General features: G+C 68.8%; 16 protein-coding genes. 9 read left to right on the forward strand and 7 right to left on the reverse strand.

Going from position 1 to position 19650, the window contains the following annotated elements:
* The first annotated feature begins 351 nt into the window (after positions 1-351).
* Entirely contained in the window at positions 352-1689 is a 1338-nt protein-coding gene (locus STRAU_RS32300) for an MATE family efflux transporter (protein WP_037663367.1), read from the forward strand.
* 151 nt (positions 1690-1840) lie between these two features.
* Here STRAU_RS32300 and rplI read toward each other — a convergent pair whose 3' ends face one another.
* The 4 genes from rplI to rpsF form a co-directional block, all read right to left on the reverse strand.
* Positions 1841-2287: a 50S ribosomal protein L9 gene (rplI, locus tag STRAU_RS32305; protein WP_016644626.1), complete on the reverse strand. Its 447-nt coding sequence runs from the start codon at positions 2285-2287 to the stop codon at positions 1841-1843.
* Positions 2288-2305: 18 nt separating this feature from the next.
* Entirely contained in the window at positions 2306-2542 is a 237-nt protein-coding gene (rpsR, locus tag STRAU_RS32310) for a 30S ribosomal protein S18 (protein ID WP_003949403.1), read from the reverse strand.
* A gap of 71 nt (positions 2543-2613) precedes the next feature.
* Positions 2614-3210 (reverse strand): single-stranded DNA-binding protein, encoded by a 597-nt coding sequence (locus tag STRAU_RS32315; protein WP_016644627.1) that lies wholly within the window; start codon positions 3208-3210, stop codon positions 2614-2616.
* A 99-nt stretch (positions 3211-3309) separates the two neighbouring features.
* Positions 3310-3600, reverse strand: a complete 291-nt coding sequence (gene rpsF, locus STRAU_RS32320) for a 30S ribosomal protein S6 (RefSeq protein ID WP_016644628.1) — start codon at positions 3598-3600, stop codon at positions 3310-3312.
* 265 nt (positions 3601-3865) lie between these two features.
* Between rpsF and STRAU_RS32325 the strand changes: the two genes are divergently transcribed.
* The 3 genes from STRAU_RS32325 (at position 3866) to STRAU_RS32335 (ending at position 6580) form a co-directional block, all read left to right on the forward strand.
* Positions 3866-4177, forward strand: coding sequence for a hypothetical protein (locus STRAU_RS32325; protein WP_037663335.1), 312 nt, complete (start codon positions 3866-3868; stop codon positions 4175-4177).
* A 170-nt stretch (positions 4178-4347) separates the two neighbouring features.
* Positions 4348-5469 (forward strand): lipid II:glycine glycyltransferase FemX, encoded by a 1122-nt coding sequence (locus STRAU_RS32330; protein ID WP_037663337.1) that lies wholly within the window; start codon positions 4348-4350, stop codon positions 5467-5469.
* Between the two features lie 79 nt (positions 5470-5548).
* Positions 5549-6580: an alanine racemase gene (locus tag STRAU_RS32335; protein WP_016644631.1), complete on the forward strand. Its 1032-nt coding sequence runs from the start codon at positions 5549-5551 to the stop codon at positions 6578-6580.
* A 128-nt stretch (positions 6581-6708) separates the two neighbouring features.
* Here STRAU_RS32335 and STRAU_RS32340 read toward each other — a convergent pair whose 3' ends face one another.
* Together STRAU_RS32340 and STRAU_RS32345 are read right to left on the reverse strand one after the other, a co-directional pair.
* Positions 6709-8262 carry a glycosyltransferase family 87 protein gene (locus STRAU_RS32340; protein WP_078621666.1) on the reverse strand — a complete coding sequence of 518 codons (1554 nt, stop codon included), beginning with the start codon at positions 8260-8262 and terminating at the stop codon, positions 6709-6711.
* A gap of 142 nt (positions 8263-8404) precedes the next feature.
* Positions 8405-11116 carry a transglycosylase domain-containing protein gene (locus tag STRAU_RS32345; RefSeq protein ID WP_078621668.1) on the reverse strand — a complete coding sequence of 904 codons (2712 nt, stop codon included), beginning with the start codon at positions 11114-11116 and terminating at the stop codon, positions 8405-8407.
* Between the two features lie 375 nt (positions 11117-11491).
* On the opposite strand from STRAU_RS32345, the gene STRAU_RS32350 reads away from it, so the two are divergent.
* The 4 genes from STRAU_RS32350 (at position 11492) to STRAU_RS32365 (ending at position 15318) form a co-directional block, all read left to right on the forward strand.
* Entirely contained in the window at positions 11492-12178 is a 687-nt protein-coding gene (locus STRAU_RS32350; protein ID WP_016644635.1) for a PadR family transcriptional regulator, read from the forward strand.
* Positions 12179-12237: 59 nt separating this feature from the next.
* Positions 12238-13320: an inositol-3-phosphate synthase gene (locus STRAU_RS32355; protein ID WP_016644636.1), complete on the forward strand. Its 1083-nt coding sequence runs from the start codon at positions 12238-12240 to the stop codon at positions 13318-13320.
* A gap of 115 nt (positions 13321-13435) precedes the next feature.
* Positions 13436-14692, forward strand: a complete 1257-nt coding sequence (locus STRAU_RS32360; protein WP_016644637.1) for an MFS transporter — start codon at positions 13436-13438, stop codon at positions 14690-14692.
* 131 nt (positions 14693-14823) lie between these two features.
* Positions 14824-15318, forward strand: coding sequence for an LppU/SCO3897 family protein (locus STRAU_RS32365; RefSeq protein WP_016644638.1), 495 nt, complete (start codon positions 14824-14826; stop codon positions 15316-15318).
* A 150-nt stretch (positions 15319-15468) separates the two neighbouring features.
* Here STRAU_RS32365 and STRAU_RS32370 read toward each other — a convergent pair whose 3' ends face one another.
* Entirely contained in the window at positions 15469-16944 is a 1476-nt protein-coding gene (locus tag STRAU_RS32370; protein WP_016644639.1) for a CCA tRNA nucleotidyltransferase, read from the reverse strand.
* Between the two features lie 226 nt (positions 16945-17170).
* Between STRAU_RS32370 and STRAU_RS32375 the strand changes: the two genes are divergently transcribed.
* Positions 17171-19612 (forward strand): DUF6049 family protein, encoded by a 2442-nt coding sequence (locus STRAU_RS32375; protein WP_016644640.1) that lies wholly within the window; start codon positions 17171-17173, stop codon positions 19610-19612.
* Positions 19613-19650 lie beyond the last annotated feature (38 nt).

Raw genomic sequence — 19650 nt, forward strand, 5'->3', positions numbered from 1 at the left:
CGGGGTTTCCACGGTGGCAGGACGAGGCGGGCGCCGGTCCACGGTAGGCCCGCGGCCACCGTCAGCCAATCTGGTTATCCACAGGCGGTGTGGATGACGGGCGCGATGCTGTGGAGAACCCCGCGAAACCTGTGCACGGCTCGGTGGACAGCCCTGTGAACAAGCCCTCAGCCCACTTTTCACACCCCATCTGACCTGCACATTTCCCGTCCACCGGCTGTGCAGAAGAAAAACTTCCCCAGTCGGCCCAAGATCTTGGCGAAGCACGCCCGGCCCGATGCGCACACCCGACCCAAGTAAGGGTCCTAAGGCGATTGCATCTCTTACCTGTGGAAGATTAGATTGGTGCTCATGACACAGGCTCCCGCGGCGCCCAAGGCCGCCCGGCGACAGCACGACCGAGAGATCGTCGCCCTCGCCGTTCCCGCCTTCGGCGCACTCGTGGCCGAGCCCCTCTTCCTCATGGCCGACAGCGCCATCGTCGGCCACCTCGGCACCGCCCAGCTCGCCGGTCTCGGTATCGCCTCGGCCCTCCTGACGACGGCCGTCAGCGTCTTCGTCTTCCTCGCGTACGCCACCACGGCGGCCGTCGCCCGCCGGGTCGGCGCCGGAGACCTCCAGGCCGCCATCCGCCAGGGCATGGACGGCATCTGGCTCGCCCTGCTCCTCGGCGCGGGCGTCATCGCCCTAGCCCTGCCCACCGCGCCCGCACTCGTCGATCTCTTCGGAGCCTCCGAGGCGGCGACCCCGTACGCGGTCACCTACCTGCGCATATCCATACTCGGCATACCGGCGATGCTCGTCGTGCTCGCCGCCACCGGTGTGCTGCGCGGCCTACAGGACACCAAGACTCCCCTGTACGTAGCCGTCGGCGGCTTCGTCGCCAACGGCGCGCTGAACGTACTCCTCGTGTACGGAGCGGGCCTCGGCATCGCAGGTTCCGCCTGGGGCACCGTGCTGGCCCAGTGGGGCATGGCCGCCGTCTACCTCTACGTCGTCGTCCGCGGCGCCAGACGCCACGGCGCCTCCCTGCGCCCCGACGCCGCCGGTATCAGGGCCTGCGCCCAGGCCGGCGTTCCGCTTCTGGCCCGCACACTGGCGCTCCGGGCGATCGCGCTGATCGCGACAGCCGTGGCCGCCCGCCTGGGCGACGCCGAGGTGGCCGCCCACCAGATCGTCCTGTCTCTGTGGAACCTGCTCTCCTTCGCCCTCGATGCCATCGCGATAGCCGGGCAGGCCATCATCGCCCGGTACCTGGGCGCCGACGATCCACAAGGCGCTCGCAATGTCTGCCGCCGCATGATCCAGTGGGGCTTCGTCTCGGGCGCCGCTCTGGGCCTGCTGGTGGTCGCGGCCCGGCCCGTGTTCGTTCCGCTGTTCTCCGGCGACGCCGCCGTTCAGGACACGGCGCTGCCCGCACTCATGGTGATAGCCCTCGCCCAGCCCATCTGCGGCATCGTCTACGTCCTCGATGGCGTCCTGATGGGCGCAGGGGACGGGCCCTACCTGGCCTGGGCCATGCTCGCCACGCTCGCGGTGTTCGCTCCCGCGGCGCTCCTCGTCCCCACCCTCGGTGGCGGCCTGACCGCCCTGTGGGCGGCGATGACCCTCATGATGACCGTGCGCGCGCTCACCCTGTGGTTGCGGTCCCGCTCGGGCCGGTGGGTCGTCACGGGCGCTACGCGCTGACGTTCCGGGCTGGAGCTGAGCAACCGCCCCACGCCATGTTTCACGTGAAACACGGCACATCGACCAAGTCCGAGCGCCCGGCTACACGGCAAAGGGGCCGCACCCGTAGGTGCGGCCCCTTCACTCAGTCCTGCGAGCGCAACGCTGCCGCTCAGGCAGAGACGACCTCGACGTTGACCTTGGCGGCCACCTCGGGGTGCAGACGCACGGACGTCGCGTGGGCGCCCAGCGTCTTGATCGGCGCGCCCAGCTCGACACGACGCTTGTCGATCTTCGGGCCACCGGCGGACTCGATCGCCGAAGCGACGTCGGCCGGGGTGACGGAGCCGAAGAGACGACCGGCGTCGCCGGAGCGGACGGCCAGACGGACCTTGACGGCCTCGAGCCGGGCCTTGATCTCGTTGGCCTGCTCGATGGTCGCGATCTCGTGGATCTTGCGAGCACGACGGATCTGCTCGACGTCCTTCTCGCCACCCTTGGTCCAGCGGATAGCGAACTTCCGCGGGATCAGGTAGTTGCGGGCGTAGCCGTCCTTGACGTCTACGACCTCGCCGGCGGCGCCGAGGCCGGAGACCTCGTGGGTGAGGATGATCTTCATGTGTCGGTCACCCTTCCCTTATCGCGCGGTGGACGTGTAGGGCAGCAGCGCCATCTCACGGCTGTTCTTCACGGCCGTGGCGACGTCACGCTGGTGCTGCGTGCAGTTGCCGGTCACGCGGCGGGCACGGATCTTGCCGCGGTCGGAAATGAACTTCCGCAGCATGTTCGTGTCCTTGTAGTCCACGTACGTGACCTTGTCCTTGCAGAAAGCGCAGACCTTCTTCTTAGGCTTGCGCACAGGCGGCTTCGCCATGGTGTTTCTCCTGTGTGATCAAGAAGTTTGGGTACGACCCGCCTTCTCGCCCTGGGCCTTCGGCCCGAGGCTCAGAAGGGGGGCTCGTCCGAGTAGCCGCCGCCGGATCCGCCGGAGCTTCCGCCCCAGCCGCCACCGCCGCCGCCCTGCTGCTGCTGGCCGCCGCCGGCCGGCGCACCGGTCGCCCAGGGGTCGTCGGCGGGAGCACCGCCGCCGCCCTGCTGCTGACCGCCGCCGGAGCCGCCGCCCCAGCCGCCGCCCTGCTGGCCGCCACCGCCGCCGTACCCGCCCTGGCCGCCGCGACCGGTGGTCTTGGTGACCTTGGCCGTGGCGTTCTTCAGGCTGGCGCCGACTTCCTCGACGTCCAGCTCGTAGACCGTGCGCTTGATGCCCTCACGGTCCTCGTAGGACCGCTGCTTCAGCCGGCCCTGCACGATGACGCGCATGCCTCGCTGGAGCGACTCGGCGACGTTCTCCGCCGCCTGCCGCCAGACCGAGCAGGTGAGGAACAGGCTCTCGCCGTCCTTCCACTCATTGGTCTGCCGGTCGAAGGTGCGGGGAGTGGACGCGACACGGAACTTCGCGACCGCCGCACCGGACGGGGTGAAGCGCAGCTCGGGGTCGTCGACAAGATTGCCGACGACCGTGATGACGGTCTCGCCTGCCATTGGGGGAACCTCTCGGCGGGTTTGCTGCTGGCTGCTTTGCTGCTACTCGGATCCCGAGTGCCGTCGAGCACCAGGCTCAACGGGACTGAGCCGGACGGCTCAGTGCATCTCGGGGCGGAGGACCTTGGTCCGGAGGACCGACTCGTTCAGGTTCATCTGGCGGTCGAGCTCCTTGACGACCGCAGGCTCGGCCTGCAGGTCGATGACCGAGTAGATGCCCTCGGGCTTCTTCTTGATCTCGTACGAGAGACGACGACGGCCCCAGGTGTCGACCTTCTCGACCTTTCCGTTGCCCTCACGGACGACGGAGAGGAAGTTCTCGATCAGCGGGGAGACAGCGCGCTCCTCGAGATCGGGGTCGAGGATGACCATCACCTCGTAGTGACGCATGTGGAACCCACCTCCTTTGGACTCAGCGGCCACGGTCGTTCCGTGGCAGGAGGGTCGTGATGCGTACGCAACGGTATCGGCCGCCACTGACAATCGGCTCCCGCGAGCGGGGGCTCTTGCTGTGGCCTGGGCAGACACCGGTGCAGACGGTACAGAGTACCCGCACCGAGGCTTCCGGTTGAAATCCGGCGGGGGGCGGGCAGAATCTGTACACATCGGGTGTGTATGGCGCTACGATGCGCCGTCTTCCGCAGGAGGTGCCTCCATGGCACAGGCAATGCGACGCGACACCGCCGGCTCCCTCTTGGCCACCGACGGCAAACCCCATCCGCTCCAGGACACGCTGCTCGGCGTGACGCTGGTGCTAGGAGCCATCGCCTTCGTGACGGCGATGTTCCACAACCTGCACCTGCTCAGTTCCTGGACCGGCCTCGTCGGGATCTTCACGGGGGCGTACGGCCAGTTCATCTCGGTGACGACCCGCGAGCGCTTCTTCCTGATCCTCGGGCTCGGCGCCTCGGCGGTCGGTTTCTTCCTGGGCATGGCCCACGGCGGACTCTTCGGCGGACTCTGGTGACCCCCCGGCGGACCTGCCGCTGAGGGGCCACCACCACCCCTGGTCAGAGCCCGGCCGGGGGTGAAGGTCCGATACGCCCAGACGGGGCGCTCGCAGGGCGCAGTAGGCTTCGGCGCGAGAGCCGGAGCCCCTGAACCCATGGGGACACACCAGCCCGAGGAGCGCCGCGAATGAGCCTGACCCTGAGGACCATCAGCCGAGAGCAACATCTGGCGTACATCCAGAGCCTGCCGTCGGCGAGTCATTGCCAGGTCCCGGCATGGGCAGACGTGAAGAGCGAATGGCGCTCGGAGAACCTGGGCTGGTTCGACGACAGGACCGGCCAGCTGGTGGGCGCGGGCCTGGTGCTCTACCGCCAGTTGCCGAAGGTCAAGCGCTATCTCGCGTATCTGCCCGAGGGTCCGGTCATCAACTGGTACGCCCCGAACCTGGACGAGTGGCTCCAGCCGATGCTGGCGCACCTGAAGAAGCAGGGCGCCTTCTCCGTGAAGATGGGCCCGCCGGTCGTCATCCGCCGCTGGAACGCGGCCGCGATCAAGGCCGGCATCCAGAACCCGGACGTGAAGCGGCTGCGCGACGTGGAGGCCACGACCATCGAGCCGCGCGCCTTCGAGGTGTCGGACAAGCTGCGCCGCATGGGCTGGCAGCAGGGCGAGGACGGCGGCGCCGGCTTCGGCGACGTGCAGCCCCGCTATGTGTTCCAGGTGCCGCTGGCCAACCGCGCCCTGGACGACGTGCTCAAGAACTTCAACCAGCTCTGGCGCCGCAACATCAAGAAGGCCGAGAAGGCCGGTGTCGAGGTCGTCCAGGGCGGTTACCAGGACCTGCCCGAGTGGCAGCGGCTGTACGAGATCACGGCGATCCGTGACAAGTTCCGGCCCCGGCCGCTGAGTTACTTCGAGCAGCAGTGGCGGGCCCTCAACTCCGAGGACCCCAACCGCATGCGGCTGTACTTCGCGCGGCACAACGGCGTGAACCTTTCGGCGGCGACGATGCTCGTCGTCGGGGGGCACGTCTGGTACTCCTACGGCGCGTCCGACAACATCGGCCGTGAGGTCCGGCCCTCGAACGCCATGCAGTGGCGGATGCTGCGCGACGCCTACGCGCTGGGTGCGTCCGTCTACGACCTGCGGGGCATCTCCGACTCGCTCGACGAGACGGACCACCTCTTCGGCCTGATCCAGTTCAAGGTCGGCACCGGCGGCGAGGCCGTGGAGTACGTCGGTGAGTGGGACTTCCCGCTGAACAAGCTGCTGCACAAGGCCCTCGACATCTACATGTCGCGCCGCTGATCCGCCGCGGCTTTCCGTCCGCATCTCCTGCCACACCTCTGTCACACCGCAGACACCAGAAAGGTTCCGGGATCCAGCCATGGCGCTCACGCTCTATGTCGACACCGCGCGCTGGCGGGCACATCAGAAGCACATGCTGGAGCAGTTCCCGGGCATCGTCCCGGTCTGCAAGGGCAACGGCTACGGCTTCGGTCATGAGCGGCTCGCGGAGGAGGCCACGCGCTTCGGCTCCGACGTGCTCGCCGTCGGCACGACCTACGAAGCCGCCCGGATCAAGGACTGGTTCAGCGGTGATCTGCTGGTCCTGACTCCGTTCCGGCGAGGCGAAGAGCCCGTGCCGCTGCCCGACCGCGTCATCCGCTCCGTGTCGTCGCTCGACGGCGTGCACGGTCTCGTGGGCGCCCGCGTCGTCATCGAGGTCATGTCCTCGATGAAGCGGCACGGCATCAGCGAGCAGGACCTGCCCCATCTGCACGCCGCCATCGAGGACGTACGCCTCGAAGGCTTCGCGATCCACCTGCCCCTGGACCGCACCGACGGCTCGGACGCCGTCGAGGAGGTCATCGGCTGGATGGACCGGCTGCGCGCGGCCCGCCTGCCCCTGCACACGATGTTCGTCAGCCATCTGAAGGCCGGCGAACTCGTCCGCCTCCAGCAGCAGTTCCCGCAGACCCGCTTCCGCGCGCGGATCGGTACGCAGCTCTGGCTGGGCGACCACCACGCGACCGAGTACCGGGGCGCCATCCTGGACGTCACGCAGGTCGCGAAGGGTGACCGCTTCGGCTACCGCCAGCAGAAGACCGCGTCCGACGGCTGGCTGGTCGTCGTCGCGGGCGGCACCTCGCACGGGGTCGGCCTGGAGGCACCGAAGGCGCTGCACGGCATGATGCCGCGGGCGAAGGGCGTGGCCCGCGCGGGCCTCGCGACCGTCAACCGCAATCTGTCGCCGTTCGTCTGGGGCGGCAAGCAGCGCTGGTTCGCCGAGCCGCCGCACATGCAGGTCTCGCTGCTCTTCGTACCGTCGGACGCGCCCGAGCCGAAGGTGGGCGAGGAACTGGTGGCCCATCTGCGGCACACGACCACGCAGTTCGACCGCATCGTCGACCGCTGAGCCGAGCCCTGCGGAGGCGTACGAGTCGTACGCCTGTAGGCGATAGCACCGTCATAAGCCGAAGGGCCGGTACGCACCACGTGCGCGTACCGGCCCTTCGGCTTGCCCCCCAGGTCGGGGGTGTTCGCTCAGAGTGAACCGTCGCTCGCCGTCCCCCACGTCACGTACGTGCCGGACCCGTCCTGCACGGCTCGCCGCGGCGGATGCGCGGCCGGGCCGAGCACGAACGCGTCCGACGCGCCGTCCAGGACCCCGCCGGAGGGGTCGTCCTCCCCGGTCCGTCGCACCACGTCCCGCTCCGGCATGAGGATGTCGCGTACGACCACGGCGCACAGGTACAGCGTCCCCAACAGGTGCACGGCGATGACCAGTTGATAGCCCTCGGTGGGCAGCCCCTTGTGCGCGTCCCCGCTCGTCGTGAACGCGAGGTACATCCAGATCCCCAGGAAGTACGCGACCTCGCACGCCTGCCAGATGAGGAAGTCCCGCCAGCGCGGCCGGGCCAGCGCGGCGAGCGGAATCAGCCACAGCACGTACTGCGGTGAGTAGACCTTGTTGGTGAGGACGAAGGCGGCGACCACCAGGAAGGCCAACTGTGCGAATCGCGGGCGGCGCGGCGCGGTGAGGCCGAGCGCGGCCACCCCCAGGCAGCAGAGCAACATCAGCGCGGTCGCGAGCGTGTTCACCGTGTCCGTGGACAGCGGGTCGTCCATGCGCTGGGAGAGGATCAGCCAGAACGAGCCGAAGTCGACGCCGCGCTCCTGGCTGAACGTATAGAACTTCGCCCATCCCTCCCGGATGTGGAAGCCCGCCTCGTCGTGGCTGACCATCACCGGCACATTCACCACCAGCCAAGCACCCAGCGCGCTCGTGGCGGTCATCCAGAAGGCCCGCCAGCGCCCCGCCCGCCAGCACAGTACGAGCAGCGGCCCGAGGAGCAACGCCGGGTAGAGCTTCGCGGCGGCAGCGAGGCCGATGAGGATGCCCGCGGCGAACGGCCGCTCACGCGACCACATCAGCATCGCCATGGCCGTGAGGGCCACCGCGAACAGGTCCCAGTTGATGGTGGCCGTCAGCGCGAAGGCCGGGGCCAGGGCGACGAGCAGGGCGTCCCAGGGGCGGCGCCGGTGGATGCGGGCCACGCAGACCGCGATGACGACGGCACAGACCATCAGCATCCCGGCATTGACCATCCAGTAGAACTTCTCCTGGTGCTGGATGCTCCCGCCGTCCGGCGTCAGCCACGCGGCCACCTGCATGAACAGGCCAGTCAGCACCGGATACTCGAGGTACTCCATGCCCACGTTGTCGGGCAGCCTGTCGAAGTACGGCACAAGCCCGTCGGCGAAGCCGCGCCCCTGGTACAGGTGGGGGATGTCGGAGTAGCAGGCGTGTGTGTACTGCGAGCTCGCTCCGACGAACCAGGCGCCGTTGTAGCAGGGCGCCTTCTGCACCATGCCGAGTGCGAACATTCCGATGGTGACCAGGGCGATGACGCGCACGGGAGTCAGCCGGGTCGTCGCCAGCAGGGCTCTGCGGCCGATCGGCCCGCCGATCAGCTCACTGCCGGATGCGGCGACCTCGTCCTGTTTCGTGGGGAACACAGGCTGCGGCGCCTCTTCGGTTGGGGACTGATGCGCGCGTGTGGGGGGCATCTTCTCTGCGCTGGGCATGGCGCACATCCTGCCGTACGGGTCTAAGAACTCCCGAGGACGTGCCCGAGAACCTGAGGACACGGCGAGGCCGCCGCACCCTCGCTCGGTGCGGCGGCCTTGTTTCACGTGAAACACGCCGTTTCACGTGAAACGACGAGCGGAGCGCGGCTCAGCCGGTCGGACCGGCGAAGAGCCCTCCGCCGTTGTCGTTGCCGTTGCTGCCGCCGTTGCCATTGCCGCCGTTCGGCTCCCCAGTGGGTGGTGGCGACTCACCACCGGGATCACCGTTGGCACCACCGTCCTCGGCTCCACCGTCCGCCGCGCCACCGTTGTCTTCGCACCTCGGGTCCCAGACATTGCACGTCTCGGTCGGGTCCGGGGTCTCCGACGGCGACGGCGACGGGGAGGACTCGGTCTCGGACGGCGTCGGCGACGGGGAGTCGCTCGGCTCGGGCTCCTTGCTCGGCGTCGGGGAGGGCGGCGGGGCGTCTCCGACGACCTCGCCGATCGGCTGCGGCAGCGGGAACTTCAGAGCGGGCTTCCCTTGGAGCGCCTCCGCCATGTAGTCCTGCCAGATCCGCGCGGGGAACGAGGCTCCGTGGATCTTCTTCTCGCCACCCGTGCCGAACATCTCCAAGAACTCGCGCTTGGTGTTGTTCTCGTCGTCGTCGAGCCGGTACATGCTGATCGCCGTCGACAGCTGCGGGGTGTAGCCGACGAACCAGGCGGATTTGTTGCCGTCGGTCGTACCGGTCTTGCCCGCCACCTGGCGGCCGGGGAGCTGCGCGGAGCTTCCGGTGCCCTTGTCGACGACGGTCCGCAGGACGTCGGTGACGTTGTCCGCCACCGTGGGGGAGAAGGGGCTCTTGGTCAGGACCTCCTTGGTGTAGACCGTCTCGCCCTCCTTCTCGATCTCCTTGACCGAGTACGGGTCACGCTGCTTGCCGCTGGCGGCGAAGGTCGCGTACGCACCGGCCATACGGATCGCGCTCGGCGACGAGGTGCCCAGGGAGAAGGACGGGTAGGTGGCGCCCGCCATGGACTTGTCGTCCTTGAGGCCGGCGTCCATCGCCGCCCGCTTCACCTTGTCGAGTCCTACGTCCATGCCGAGCTGGACGTAGGCCGAGTTGACCGACTCGCGCATCGCCTCACGCAGGTCGATCTTGTAGGTCGGCGGGTTGTACGACTGGTTGCCGTCGTTGGTCTGCAACCACTCCTTGCCGTTCTTGTCCTGCCAGACCGTGCCGTCGTAGTTCTCGATCTTGAGCTTGTTCTTGCCGCTGTACAGGCTCTTCGGGTTGATCACGGTGCGCTGGCCGTCAGGCTGGACCTCGCCGCCCGTCTTGGAGCGGATGCCGTTCTTGAAGGCCGCCGCCAGCACGAAGGGCTTGTACGTCGAGCCGACCTGGGCACCGGTGGTGTCCGCGTTGTTGGTGAAGTGCTTCGTCGCGTCCTCACCGCCGTAGATGGCCTCGATCGCCCCGGTCTTCGGGTTGACGGAGGCACCACCGAACTGGACGTGCGTGTCCTTGTCCGGCCGCAGCTTGGGCTTGATCTTGGCCTTGCGGACCTTCTCCACCGCGTCTTCGAGCTGCGTGACCTTCCTCTTGTCGAAGGTCGTGTGGATCTCGTAGCCGCCCCGTTCGAGCTGACCCGCGGTGATGTCCGTGTTGTTGATGACGTACGCCTTGGCGAGCGACACCAGGTAGCCGATCTGGCCGCTCAGCTTGACGTTGGAGCGCGGGCTCTCCAGCTTCGGGAACTTGGTGTACTTGGCGCGGGTCTCGGCGCTCAGACGGCCGTCCTTGACTTCCTCGTCGAGGATCCACCTCCAGCGCTTCTCGGCCCGCGCCCGGTTGGCCTTGGGGCTGGCCGCGGAGTCGATCTCGGGGTAGCCGGCCGGGTCGTAGTACGTGGCGCCCTTCAGGACCGTCGCGAGGAGAGCGCACTCGCTCGGGTCCAGTTTCTCCGCGTCCTTGCCGAAGTAGGCACGCGCGGCGGCCTGGATGCCGTACGCGTTGCGGCCGTAGTAGGCGGTGTTCAGGTAGCCCGCCATGATGTCTTCCTTGCTCACCTCCCGGCCGACCTTTATGGAGATGAACAGTTCCTTGAACTTACGGGTGAACGTCTGCGACTGGTCGTCGAGGCGGGCGTTCTTCACGTACTGCTGCGTGATGGTCGACCCGCCCTGGGTCTGACCGCCCTTCGCCATGTTGACGAAAGCGCGGGCGATACCCATCGGGTCGACGCCCTTGTCCTTGTTGAAGGTCTTGTTCTCCGCCGAGATGACGGCGTTGCGCATCGCCTTCGGGATGTCGGCGTACTTGATGATCTGCCGGTTGGTCTCACCACCGGTCGCGACCATCTGCGAGCCGTCGGCCCAGTAGTAGACGTTGTTCTGGGCCCTGGCCGCCTTCGCGACCTCCGGCACCTCCACCAGGGCGTACGCGATACCGGCGACCGCCATCAGACTCCCGAGGAACCCGATGAACAGGCCGGTGATGAGACGCCACGACGGGATCCACCGCTTCGGCCCGTGCTTGCCCGCGCGCGGGTAGTCGATGAAGCGCTTCTTGACGGGCTCGTTGCCACGCCCTCTGCCGCGTCCCCGTGCGCCGCTCTCCACCGCCCGGCGACGGCCACCACCACCGCCGCCACCGACGGAGCCGTTGCGGGCGGCGCGCCGGGCCTCGGCACGGCCGCCATAGGGTCGCTCCTCGCCCTCGGCAGCGCCGGGCGCGTGCGACGGAGGCGCCGGCGGCGATCCATTGGCGCCACGCGGTGCTGCGCGACGTCCCGACGGCGCGCCGGATGCGCCACGCCTGGCCGCGGCGCGTCCGCCGCCCTGCGGCTGCGGCGGTTTGCGACGGTGCTCGCTCATCGAACGACTACTCCTCGGGCAGGCGCGGATCTCCGCGCCTGGAAACGGCGGCTGGTTTCCGGTCCCCCCGATATGCGGACGGGCCCGTTCCGGCACTCGTCCGCACTGCACCGGGGACGACGACGCCACCTCGCGTCACTTGGTTCCCGGCGGTATGCATGGCGCACAGACTACGCACCGTCAAAACCCTCTTAGAGCTGAAGTTCACCCCAAAACAGGCAAGTTACTTCCTACGAATCGGTGATGTGATGCCGTTCACCGTGCCCCCTCTTGTCCCAGGCGTGACCTCGTTCTATCGTCGTGATGTATCGAGCCGATACATCAGCTCGGCATAAAGGGCCGCGGCCGACAGATCGGGACAGACAGGAGGCGACGATGAGCAGACGCTCCGGCATCCTCGAGTTCGCCGTGCTCGGTCTGCTCCGCGAGTCCCCGATGCACGGCTATGAGCTGCGCAAGCGGCTCAACACCTCACTGGGTGTGTTCCGCGCCTTCAGCTACGGGTCGCTCTACCCGTGCCTCAAGACGCTGGTCGCGAACGGCTGGTTGATCGAGGAATCGGGCGCCGCCACCGGAGAGGCCCTGACGGCTCCCCTGGCGGGACGCCGCGCCAAGATCGTCTATCGGCTGACGGCGGAAGGTAAGGAACACTTCGAGGAACTGCTCTCGCAGACCGGCCCCGATGCGTACGAGGACGAGCACTTCGCCGCCCGCTTCGCCTTCTTCGGGCAGACCTCGCGGGACGTGCGGATGCGGGTGCTCGAGGGCCGCCGCAGCCGCCTGGAGGAGCGCCTCGAGAAGATGCGCGCTTCCCTGGCCCGCACCCGGGAGCGCCTCGACGACTACACGCTTGAGCTGCAGCGGCACGGGATGGAGTCCGTGGAGCGCGAAGTGCGCTGGCTGAACGAGCTCATCGAGAGCGAGCGCGCGGGACGCGACCAGCAACGGTCCGCCCCCGAAGGCTCCGCTCAGCAGAACAGCACATCTGGGGAGTCGGGCGTCCTGCCCCGGCGGCGGGGCAGCACCCCGCCGCCGGATGCGTCCGACGACACCACCAAGTGAGGCCCCGCACTCCGCGGGGTCTCATCCGGAATACCGAGATCACACAGGGAGCAACCGGAATGGGTTCGGTTCGCGTAGCCATCGTCGGCGTGGGCAACTGCGCCGCCTCGCTGGTCCAGGGCGTCGAGTACTACAAGGACGCCGACCCGGACACCAAGGTCCCGGGCCTGATGCACGTCCAGTTCGGCGACTACCACGTCGGTGACGTCGAGTTCGTCGCCGCCTTCGACGTCGACGCGAAGAAGGTGGGCCTCGACCTCGCGGACGCCATCGGCGCCAGCGAGAACAACACCATCAAGATCTGCGACGTGCCGAACACCGGCGTGACCGTCCAGCGCGGCCACACCCACGACGGCCTGGGCAAGTACTACCGCGAGACCATCGAGGAGTCCGCCGAGGCCCCGGTCGACGTCGTCCAGATCCTCAAGGACAAGCAGGTCGACGTCCTGGTCTGCTACCTGCCGGTCGGTTCCGAGGACGCGGCGAAGTTCTACGCCCAGTGCGCCATCGACGCCAAGGTCGCCTTCGTCAACGCTCTCCCGGTCTTCATCGCCGGCACCAAGGAGTGGGCGGACAAGTTCACCGAGGCGGGCGTGCCGATCGTCGGTGACGACATCAAGTCCCAGGTCGGCGCCACCATCACGCACCGCGTCATGGCGAAGCTGTTCGAGGACCGCGGTGTCCGTCTTGAGCGCACCATGCAGCTCAACGTCGGCGGCAACATGGACTTCAAGAACATGCTCGAGCGCGACCGCCTCGAGTCCAAGAAGATCTCGAAGACGCAGGCCGTCACCTCGCAGATCCCCGACCGCGAGCTGGGCGAGAAGAACGTCCACATCGGCCCGTCGGACTACGTCGCGTGGCTCGACGACCGCAAGTGGGCGTACGTCCGCCTCGAGGGCCGCGCCTTCGGCGACGTCCCGCTGAACCTGGAGTACAAGCTCGAGGTCTGGGACTCCCCGAACTCCGCGGGTGTCATCATCGACGCGCTGCGCGCCGCGAAGATCGCCAAGGACCGCGGCATCGGCGGCCCGATCCTGTCGGCGTCCTCGTACTTCATGAAGTCCCCGCCGGTGCAGTACTTCGACGACGAGGCTTTCGAGAACGTCGAGAAGTTCATCAAGGGCGAGGTCGAGCGCTGAGTCGCCGCCCAGCCGGCCATCGGCTCGGCCGCTGAGTCGGCCGCTCCGTTCGGCAGTTGAGGGTCCCCGGGTCGTACGTGCCCGGGGACCCTGCTCGTATGTGAGGCTGTGCCCCATGGCTGTCGTCGGTGACCTGCGCGTTCTGCTGCGACTGCGGGACTTCCGGCGGCTGCTCGCCGTACGGCTTGTGTCCCAGGGCGCGGACGGCGTCTATCAGGTGGCGCTCGCCGCGTACGTCGTCTTCTCACCGGAGAAGGAGACCTCCCCCGCCGCGATCGCCTCGGCCATGGCGGTGCTGCTCCTGCCGTACTCCCTCGTCGGTCCGTTCGCGGGCGTCCTGCTCGACCGCTGGCGGCGGCGCCAGGTCCTCCTCTACGGCAATGTGCTGCGGGCCGCGCTCGCCTCCGTGACAGCCGTGCTGATCCTCAGCGGGACGCCGGACTGGCTCTTCTACGCCTCCGCGCTGTGCGTCACCGCCGTCAACCGCTTCGTCCTGGCCGGACTCTCGGCGGCGCTGCCGCGCGTCGTGGACGCCGAGCGGCTGGTCATCGCCAACTCCCTCTCCCCGACCGCCGGAACGCTCGCGGCCACCGCGGGCGGCGGGCTCGCCTTCGCGGTACGCATCGTGGCGGCGGACTCGGACGCCGTGGTCGTTCTCCTGGGAGCCGCGCTCTACCTGTGCTCGGCGCTCGCCTCCCTGCGCATGTCCCGGGAACTGCTCGGGCCCGAGCCGGAGTTGGTGCAGCCGCGCCTGGGAACGGCGCTCGCGGGGACCGCACGCGGTCTCCTTGCGGGCGTACGCCACCTCTCCGAGCGCCGGCCGGCCGCACACGCGCTGATCTCGATGACGTTGATGCGGTTCTGCTTCGGCGCGCTCACGGTCATGGTCCTCATGCTGTGCCGGTACGCGTGGGCGTCGACGGAGGACGACGGGCTCGCGCTGCTCGGGGTCGCCGTGGGGGTATCCGGTGCCGGGTTCTTCGCGGCCGCCGTGGTGACGCCGTGGGCGGCCGGGCGATTCGGTCCGCGCGGCTGGCTCATGGTCTGCGCGGGGGCCGCGGCCGTCCTCGAACCCGCCTTGGGGCTGCCGTTCGCGCCGGCACCGATGCTCATCGCCGCCTTCGTCCTGGGGCTGGTCACCCAGGGCGCGAAGATCGCCACGGACACGGTCGTCCAAGCAGCCGTGGACGACGGCTTCCGCGGCCGGATCTTCTCTCTGTACGACGTGTTGTTCAATGTCGCCTTCGTCGGCGCGGCAGGAGTGGCGGCCCTGATGCTGCCCCCTGACGGCAAATCGGTCCCGTTGGTTGTCACGGTGGCGGTCATCTACGCGGCGATTGCTGTGGCTATGGCCAGGTTTGACGACCAGTAAGTGTCACATCAGTGCCACAGAGCCTTGTCTGGCTTCATTCCAGCCACGAGGGCCGGATAACTTACGAGAGTCATTTCGCGCCGCCGCGCAACCAACCCACATGCCTTGTGCTCTCTTCTAGGGGGATCCCCGTGTCCACTCCGCCGCCCCAGGGCCAGAACCCGTTCGCCCAGGGCCAGCAGCCCTACGGTCAGCCGCAGGGTGGTGCGCCGTACGGCCAGCCCCAGGGCGGCGGCGCGCCGTACCCGCCCCAGCCGGGCGCTCCGCAGCAGCCGGGTGTGCCCTTCTACCAGGGCGGCCCCGACTCGATGACTCCGCCCAAGAAGAGCAAGAAGAAGTTCATATTCATCGGCGCGGCCGTCGTCGTCGCCCTGATCGTGGGTGGCGCCCTGTACGCGAGCAAGGACGCCCCGTCCACAGCCGCGGTCGGTGACTGCATGAGCATCGGCAACCCGACGAGCGCCACCGACCCGGACCTGAAGGTCGTGGACTGCGGCGACTCCAAGGCCGCGTACAAGGTCGCGGAGAAGAAGGACAGCGGAACCTGCAACCTCAGGAAGTACTCCCAGTACCGGGAGACGGGTGGCGGCGACGACTTCACGCTCTGCTTGGAGAAGCTGAAGTAAGCGATCCCGCACGCACCGAGGGGCGATGTTTCACGTGAAACATCGCCCCTCGGCGTACGTCCAGGGGGCGCTGTGTTTCACGTGAAACACAGCGCCCCTTCGCGTTGCCAGCTCCCCGAATCCGCGCGGTGGGCTCCGCAAACCTCCGCCTCAGCCCTCCGGCTGCTCTCCGGCCCACCACTCCTTGAGCGCCGCCACCGCCGCGTCCCGCTCCATCGGTCCGTTCTCCAGGCGCAGCTCAAGCAGGAACTTGTACGCCTTGCCGATCACCGGCCCGGAGCCCACGTCCAGGATCTGCATGATCTCGTTGCCGTCGAGGTCGGGGCGGATGGAGTCCAGCTCCTCCTGCTCCTGGAGGCGGGCGATGCGCTCCTCCAGGCCGTCGTACGCGCGCGAGAGCGCGGTGGCCTTGCGCTTGTTGCGGGTCGTGCAGTCGGAGCGGGTCAGCTTGTGCAGGCGGTCGAGCAGGGGACCCGCGTCGCGCACGTAACGGCGTACCGCCGAGTCCGTCCACTCGCCCGTGCCGTATCCGTGGAAGCGCAGGTGCAGCTCGACCAGGCGTGAAACGTCCTTGATGAGCTCATTCGAGTACTTGAGGGCCGTCATGCGTTTCTTGGTCATCTTCGCGCCGACCACTTCGTGGTGGTGGAAGGAGACCCGGCCGTCCTTCTCGAAGCGACGCGTCTTCGGCTTGCCGATGTCGTGCAGCAGGGCGGCGAGCCGCAGCGTCAGGTCCGGGCCGTCCGTCTCCAGGGCCATCGCCTGCTCGAGGACGATCAGAGTGTGGTCGTAGACGTCCTTGTGCCGGTGGTGCTCGTCGCGCTCAAGCCGCAGCGCCGGAAGCTCGGGCAGGACGTAGTCGGCCAGGCCCGTGTCGACGAGCAGCGCGAGACCCTTGGCCGGGTGCGGGGACAGGATCAGCTTGTTCAGCTCGTCCCGGACGCGCTCGGCGGAGACGATCTCGATGCGCCCGGCCATCGCCTTCATCGCGGCGACGACCTCCGGGGCCACCTCGAAGTCGAGCTGCGCGGCGAAGCGGGCGGCGCGCATCATCCGCAGCGGGTCGTCCGAGAAGGACTCCTCGGGGGTGCCGGGCGTCCGCAGGGCCCGCTCCGCCAGGTCGTCGAGGCCGCCGTGCGGGTCGATGAAGTCCTTCTCCGGGAGCGCCACGGCCATCGCGTTCACGGTGAAGTCGCGGCGGACGAGGTCATCCTCGATCGAGTCGCCGTACGACACCTCGGGCTTGCGCGAGGTCCTGTCGTACGCCTCCGATCGATATGTCGTCACCTCGACCTGGAAGCACTGCTCGGCGCCGTCCACACGAGCGTTCTTCTGGCAGCCCACCGTGCCGAAGGCGATCCCGACCTCCCACACGGCGTCCGCCCACGGCCGGACGATCTTCAGTACGTCCTCGGGGCGGGCGTCCGTCGTGAAGTCCAGGTCGTTGCCGAGCCGGCCCAGGAGCGCGTCCCGGACCGATCCGCCGACCAGGGCGAGCGAGAACCCGGCCTCCTGGAAACGGCGGGCGAGGTCGTCCGCGACAGGGGAGACGCGCAGCAGCTCGCTCACGGCGCGGTGCTGCGCCTGGCTCAGGGCACGGGGATTGTCTTCGTTGGCGTTCGGCACAACAGAAAAGGGTACGTGCCCCGGCCGCGGGCGGCCGCCCGGATTTCCGCTGCGTAGGTCGGGGCCGTTCACGGCGCTCACCACGGCCCTCGCGGGCGCGGCAGTCAGTTGTTGCGATCTTGTGGAGCGGTCCGCGGCACTTAGCCCCCGCGCACCTCGTTACCATGCGTGGACGCAGCGAACGACAACCACCGACACACCTGACGACGACGAGGACGGGCAACGCGTGGCCGAGGCGGCAGACTTCCCGGGGACCAGCCCCTCACCTGCCCGCCGGTGGCTCCGGCGCACAGCGACACTGCTGGCCGGGGCTCCCCTGCTGGCCGGTCTGCTGCACGTGCCCGCGAGCGCGTCCGCGTACACGGCATCCCCAGAGGTGACGGCGAACACGTCGAGCGCCACGCGTGCGGCCACCGGCACCACGAGCGCGCAGACGGCCGCCTCCCGCCCGAAAGCCGCCGCCACCGGCTCCCGCACCGTGAATGTCTCCCTGAACGCGCTCACGCCCAGCGCGCCGCGCGAGGGCGACACCGTCACCGTGTCGGGCACGGTCACCAACGACGGCAGCCAGGCGGTCACCGACGCCCAGGTGGGCCTGCGCGTGGGCACCGCCCTCGGCGGCCGTACGGAGATCGACAGCGCCGCGAAGCGCACCGCGTACCAGCCGGGGGCCGACGGCAGCGAGGTCGGCGGAAAGTACGTCCAGAAGATCTCCCGGCTCGCCCCTGGCGTCCGGCACGACTTCAGCATCTCCGTGCCCGTGAGCGCCCTGGACCTCGGCATGGACGGCGTCTACCAGCTCGCCGTCACGCTCACCGGCCAGACCGCGGCCCAGCCCTTCCCCCAGGTGCTCGGGATCGAGCGGACCTTCCTGCCGTGGCAGGACGGGGCCGCCGCGACGAAGACCAAGACCACCTACCTGTGGCCGCTCGTCTCCACCACGCACCTCACCGCGAGGACGCGCTCGGACGAGCAGCAGACGCCGCTCTTCAAGGACGAGAGCCTGGCCAAGGAGCTCCAGCCGGGCGGCCGCCTGCAGCAGCTCCTGACGCTCGGCAGCCAGCTCGACGTCACCTGGGTCATGGATCCGGACCTGCTGGTCTCGGTCGAGGCGATGACGACGAGCTACGACGTCGAGGGCCCCGACGGCACGACCGTCCCGGGCAGGCACCAGGCAGTCGCGAAGCAGTGGCTCAACCAGCTCCAGAAGGCCGTGAAGGGCAAGAAGGTCGTCGCGTTGCCGTTCGCCGACCCCGACCTCGCCTCGCTCGCCCACACCGGCAAGTCCGTCACCGGCTCGCTCGGCCACCTCAAGGAAGCCACCGAAGTCAGCGCCAAGGCCGTGCACGACATCCTCATGGTCAAGCCGAGCTCGGACTTCGCCTGGCCCGCGGAGGGCGCCGTCGACCCGTCGGTCGTCGACGTCGCCACCTCGGCCGGCGCCCACTCGGTGATCGCCCGCAGCGACAGCCTGCGCGAGACGGGCGGGCTGCCGTACACGCCCAGCGCGGCGCGTCCCATCGGCGGCGGCACGACCGCGGTGGTCGCGGACGCCCGCCTGTCCACCGCCTTCCGCGGCGACATGACGGGCGCCGAGAACTCCACGCTCGCCGTCCAGGAGTTCCTCGCCCAGAGCCTCATGGTCACGCTGCAGGATCCCGGCAAGCAGCGCAGCATCGTGGTCGCACCGCAGCGCATGCCGACCGCCAGCCAGGCCCAGTCGATGGCCAAGGCGCTGACCGCCCTCGACGACAAGCGCTGGTCGCAGCCGCAGGACCTGGCGTCCGCCGCGAAGGCCAAGCCGGACCCGGGCGCCACCACGCAGGTCCCGTCCGTCGGCGCCTACCCGGCGTCCCTGCGCAGGCAGGAACTGCCCCGCTCGGCGTTCCTGGAGGTCCAGGCCACCCAGGGCAAGCTCGACCGCTTCCAGGAGATCCTCTCCGCGCCGGAGCGCGTCATCACCCCCTTCGGCCGGGCGATGGACCGCGAGATGTCCACGTCGTGGCGCGGCCGCCCGGCGGAGGCGGGGACCTTCCGCAAGGGAGTACAGGGGTATCTGACCAGCCTCACCGAACAGGTGAAGTTGATCAACAAGTCCGACGTGAAGCTTTCGGGTCGCAGCGCGACCATCCCGGTCACGGTGCAGAACAACCTGGTCCAGGGCGTCGACCACCTCGTCCTGCGCCTGACGTCGACCAACCCCACCCGCCTGAAGGTCGGCGACGGCCTCTACGAGGAGCTGCCGGTCAAGATCACCGGCGGCGGTCACACCCAGTCCGTGAAGTTCACCACCACGGCCAACGCCAACGGCCCCGTCACGGTCTCCGCCCAGCTCTACACCGAGGACGGGCAGCCCTACGGCTCCGAGGTCCGCTTCGACGTCAACGTCACCGAGTTCACCTCCACGGTGATGCTGGTCATCGGCGGCGGCGTCCTGCTCCTCGTCCTCGCCGGGTTCCGCATGTACACCCAGCGCAAGCGCGCGGCCCGCCAGCGGGCGGAGGCTGGCCCGGACGGCGGCCCCGACGAGGACTCCGACGCCGCCCCTGACCCCGCCCCCGGCCCCGACCCGGGCGCGGACGATCCCGAGCAGCCGAGTGACCCGACACCGGACACCGCTCCCGAAAGCACCGAGCCGTCGCACCCGGGTGAGAGAGTGGACCGTTGAGCGATGTCGTGGCCGGTGGGCCCGGGGACCATGAGGTG

It is taken from the genome of Streptomyces aurantiacus JA 4570, from assembly GCF_000414115.1.
Classification (GTDB): Bacteria; Actinomycetota; Actinomycetes; order Streptomycetales; family Streptomycetaceae; genus Streptomyces; species Streptomyces aurantiacus_A.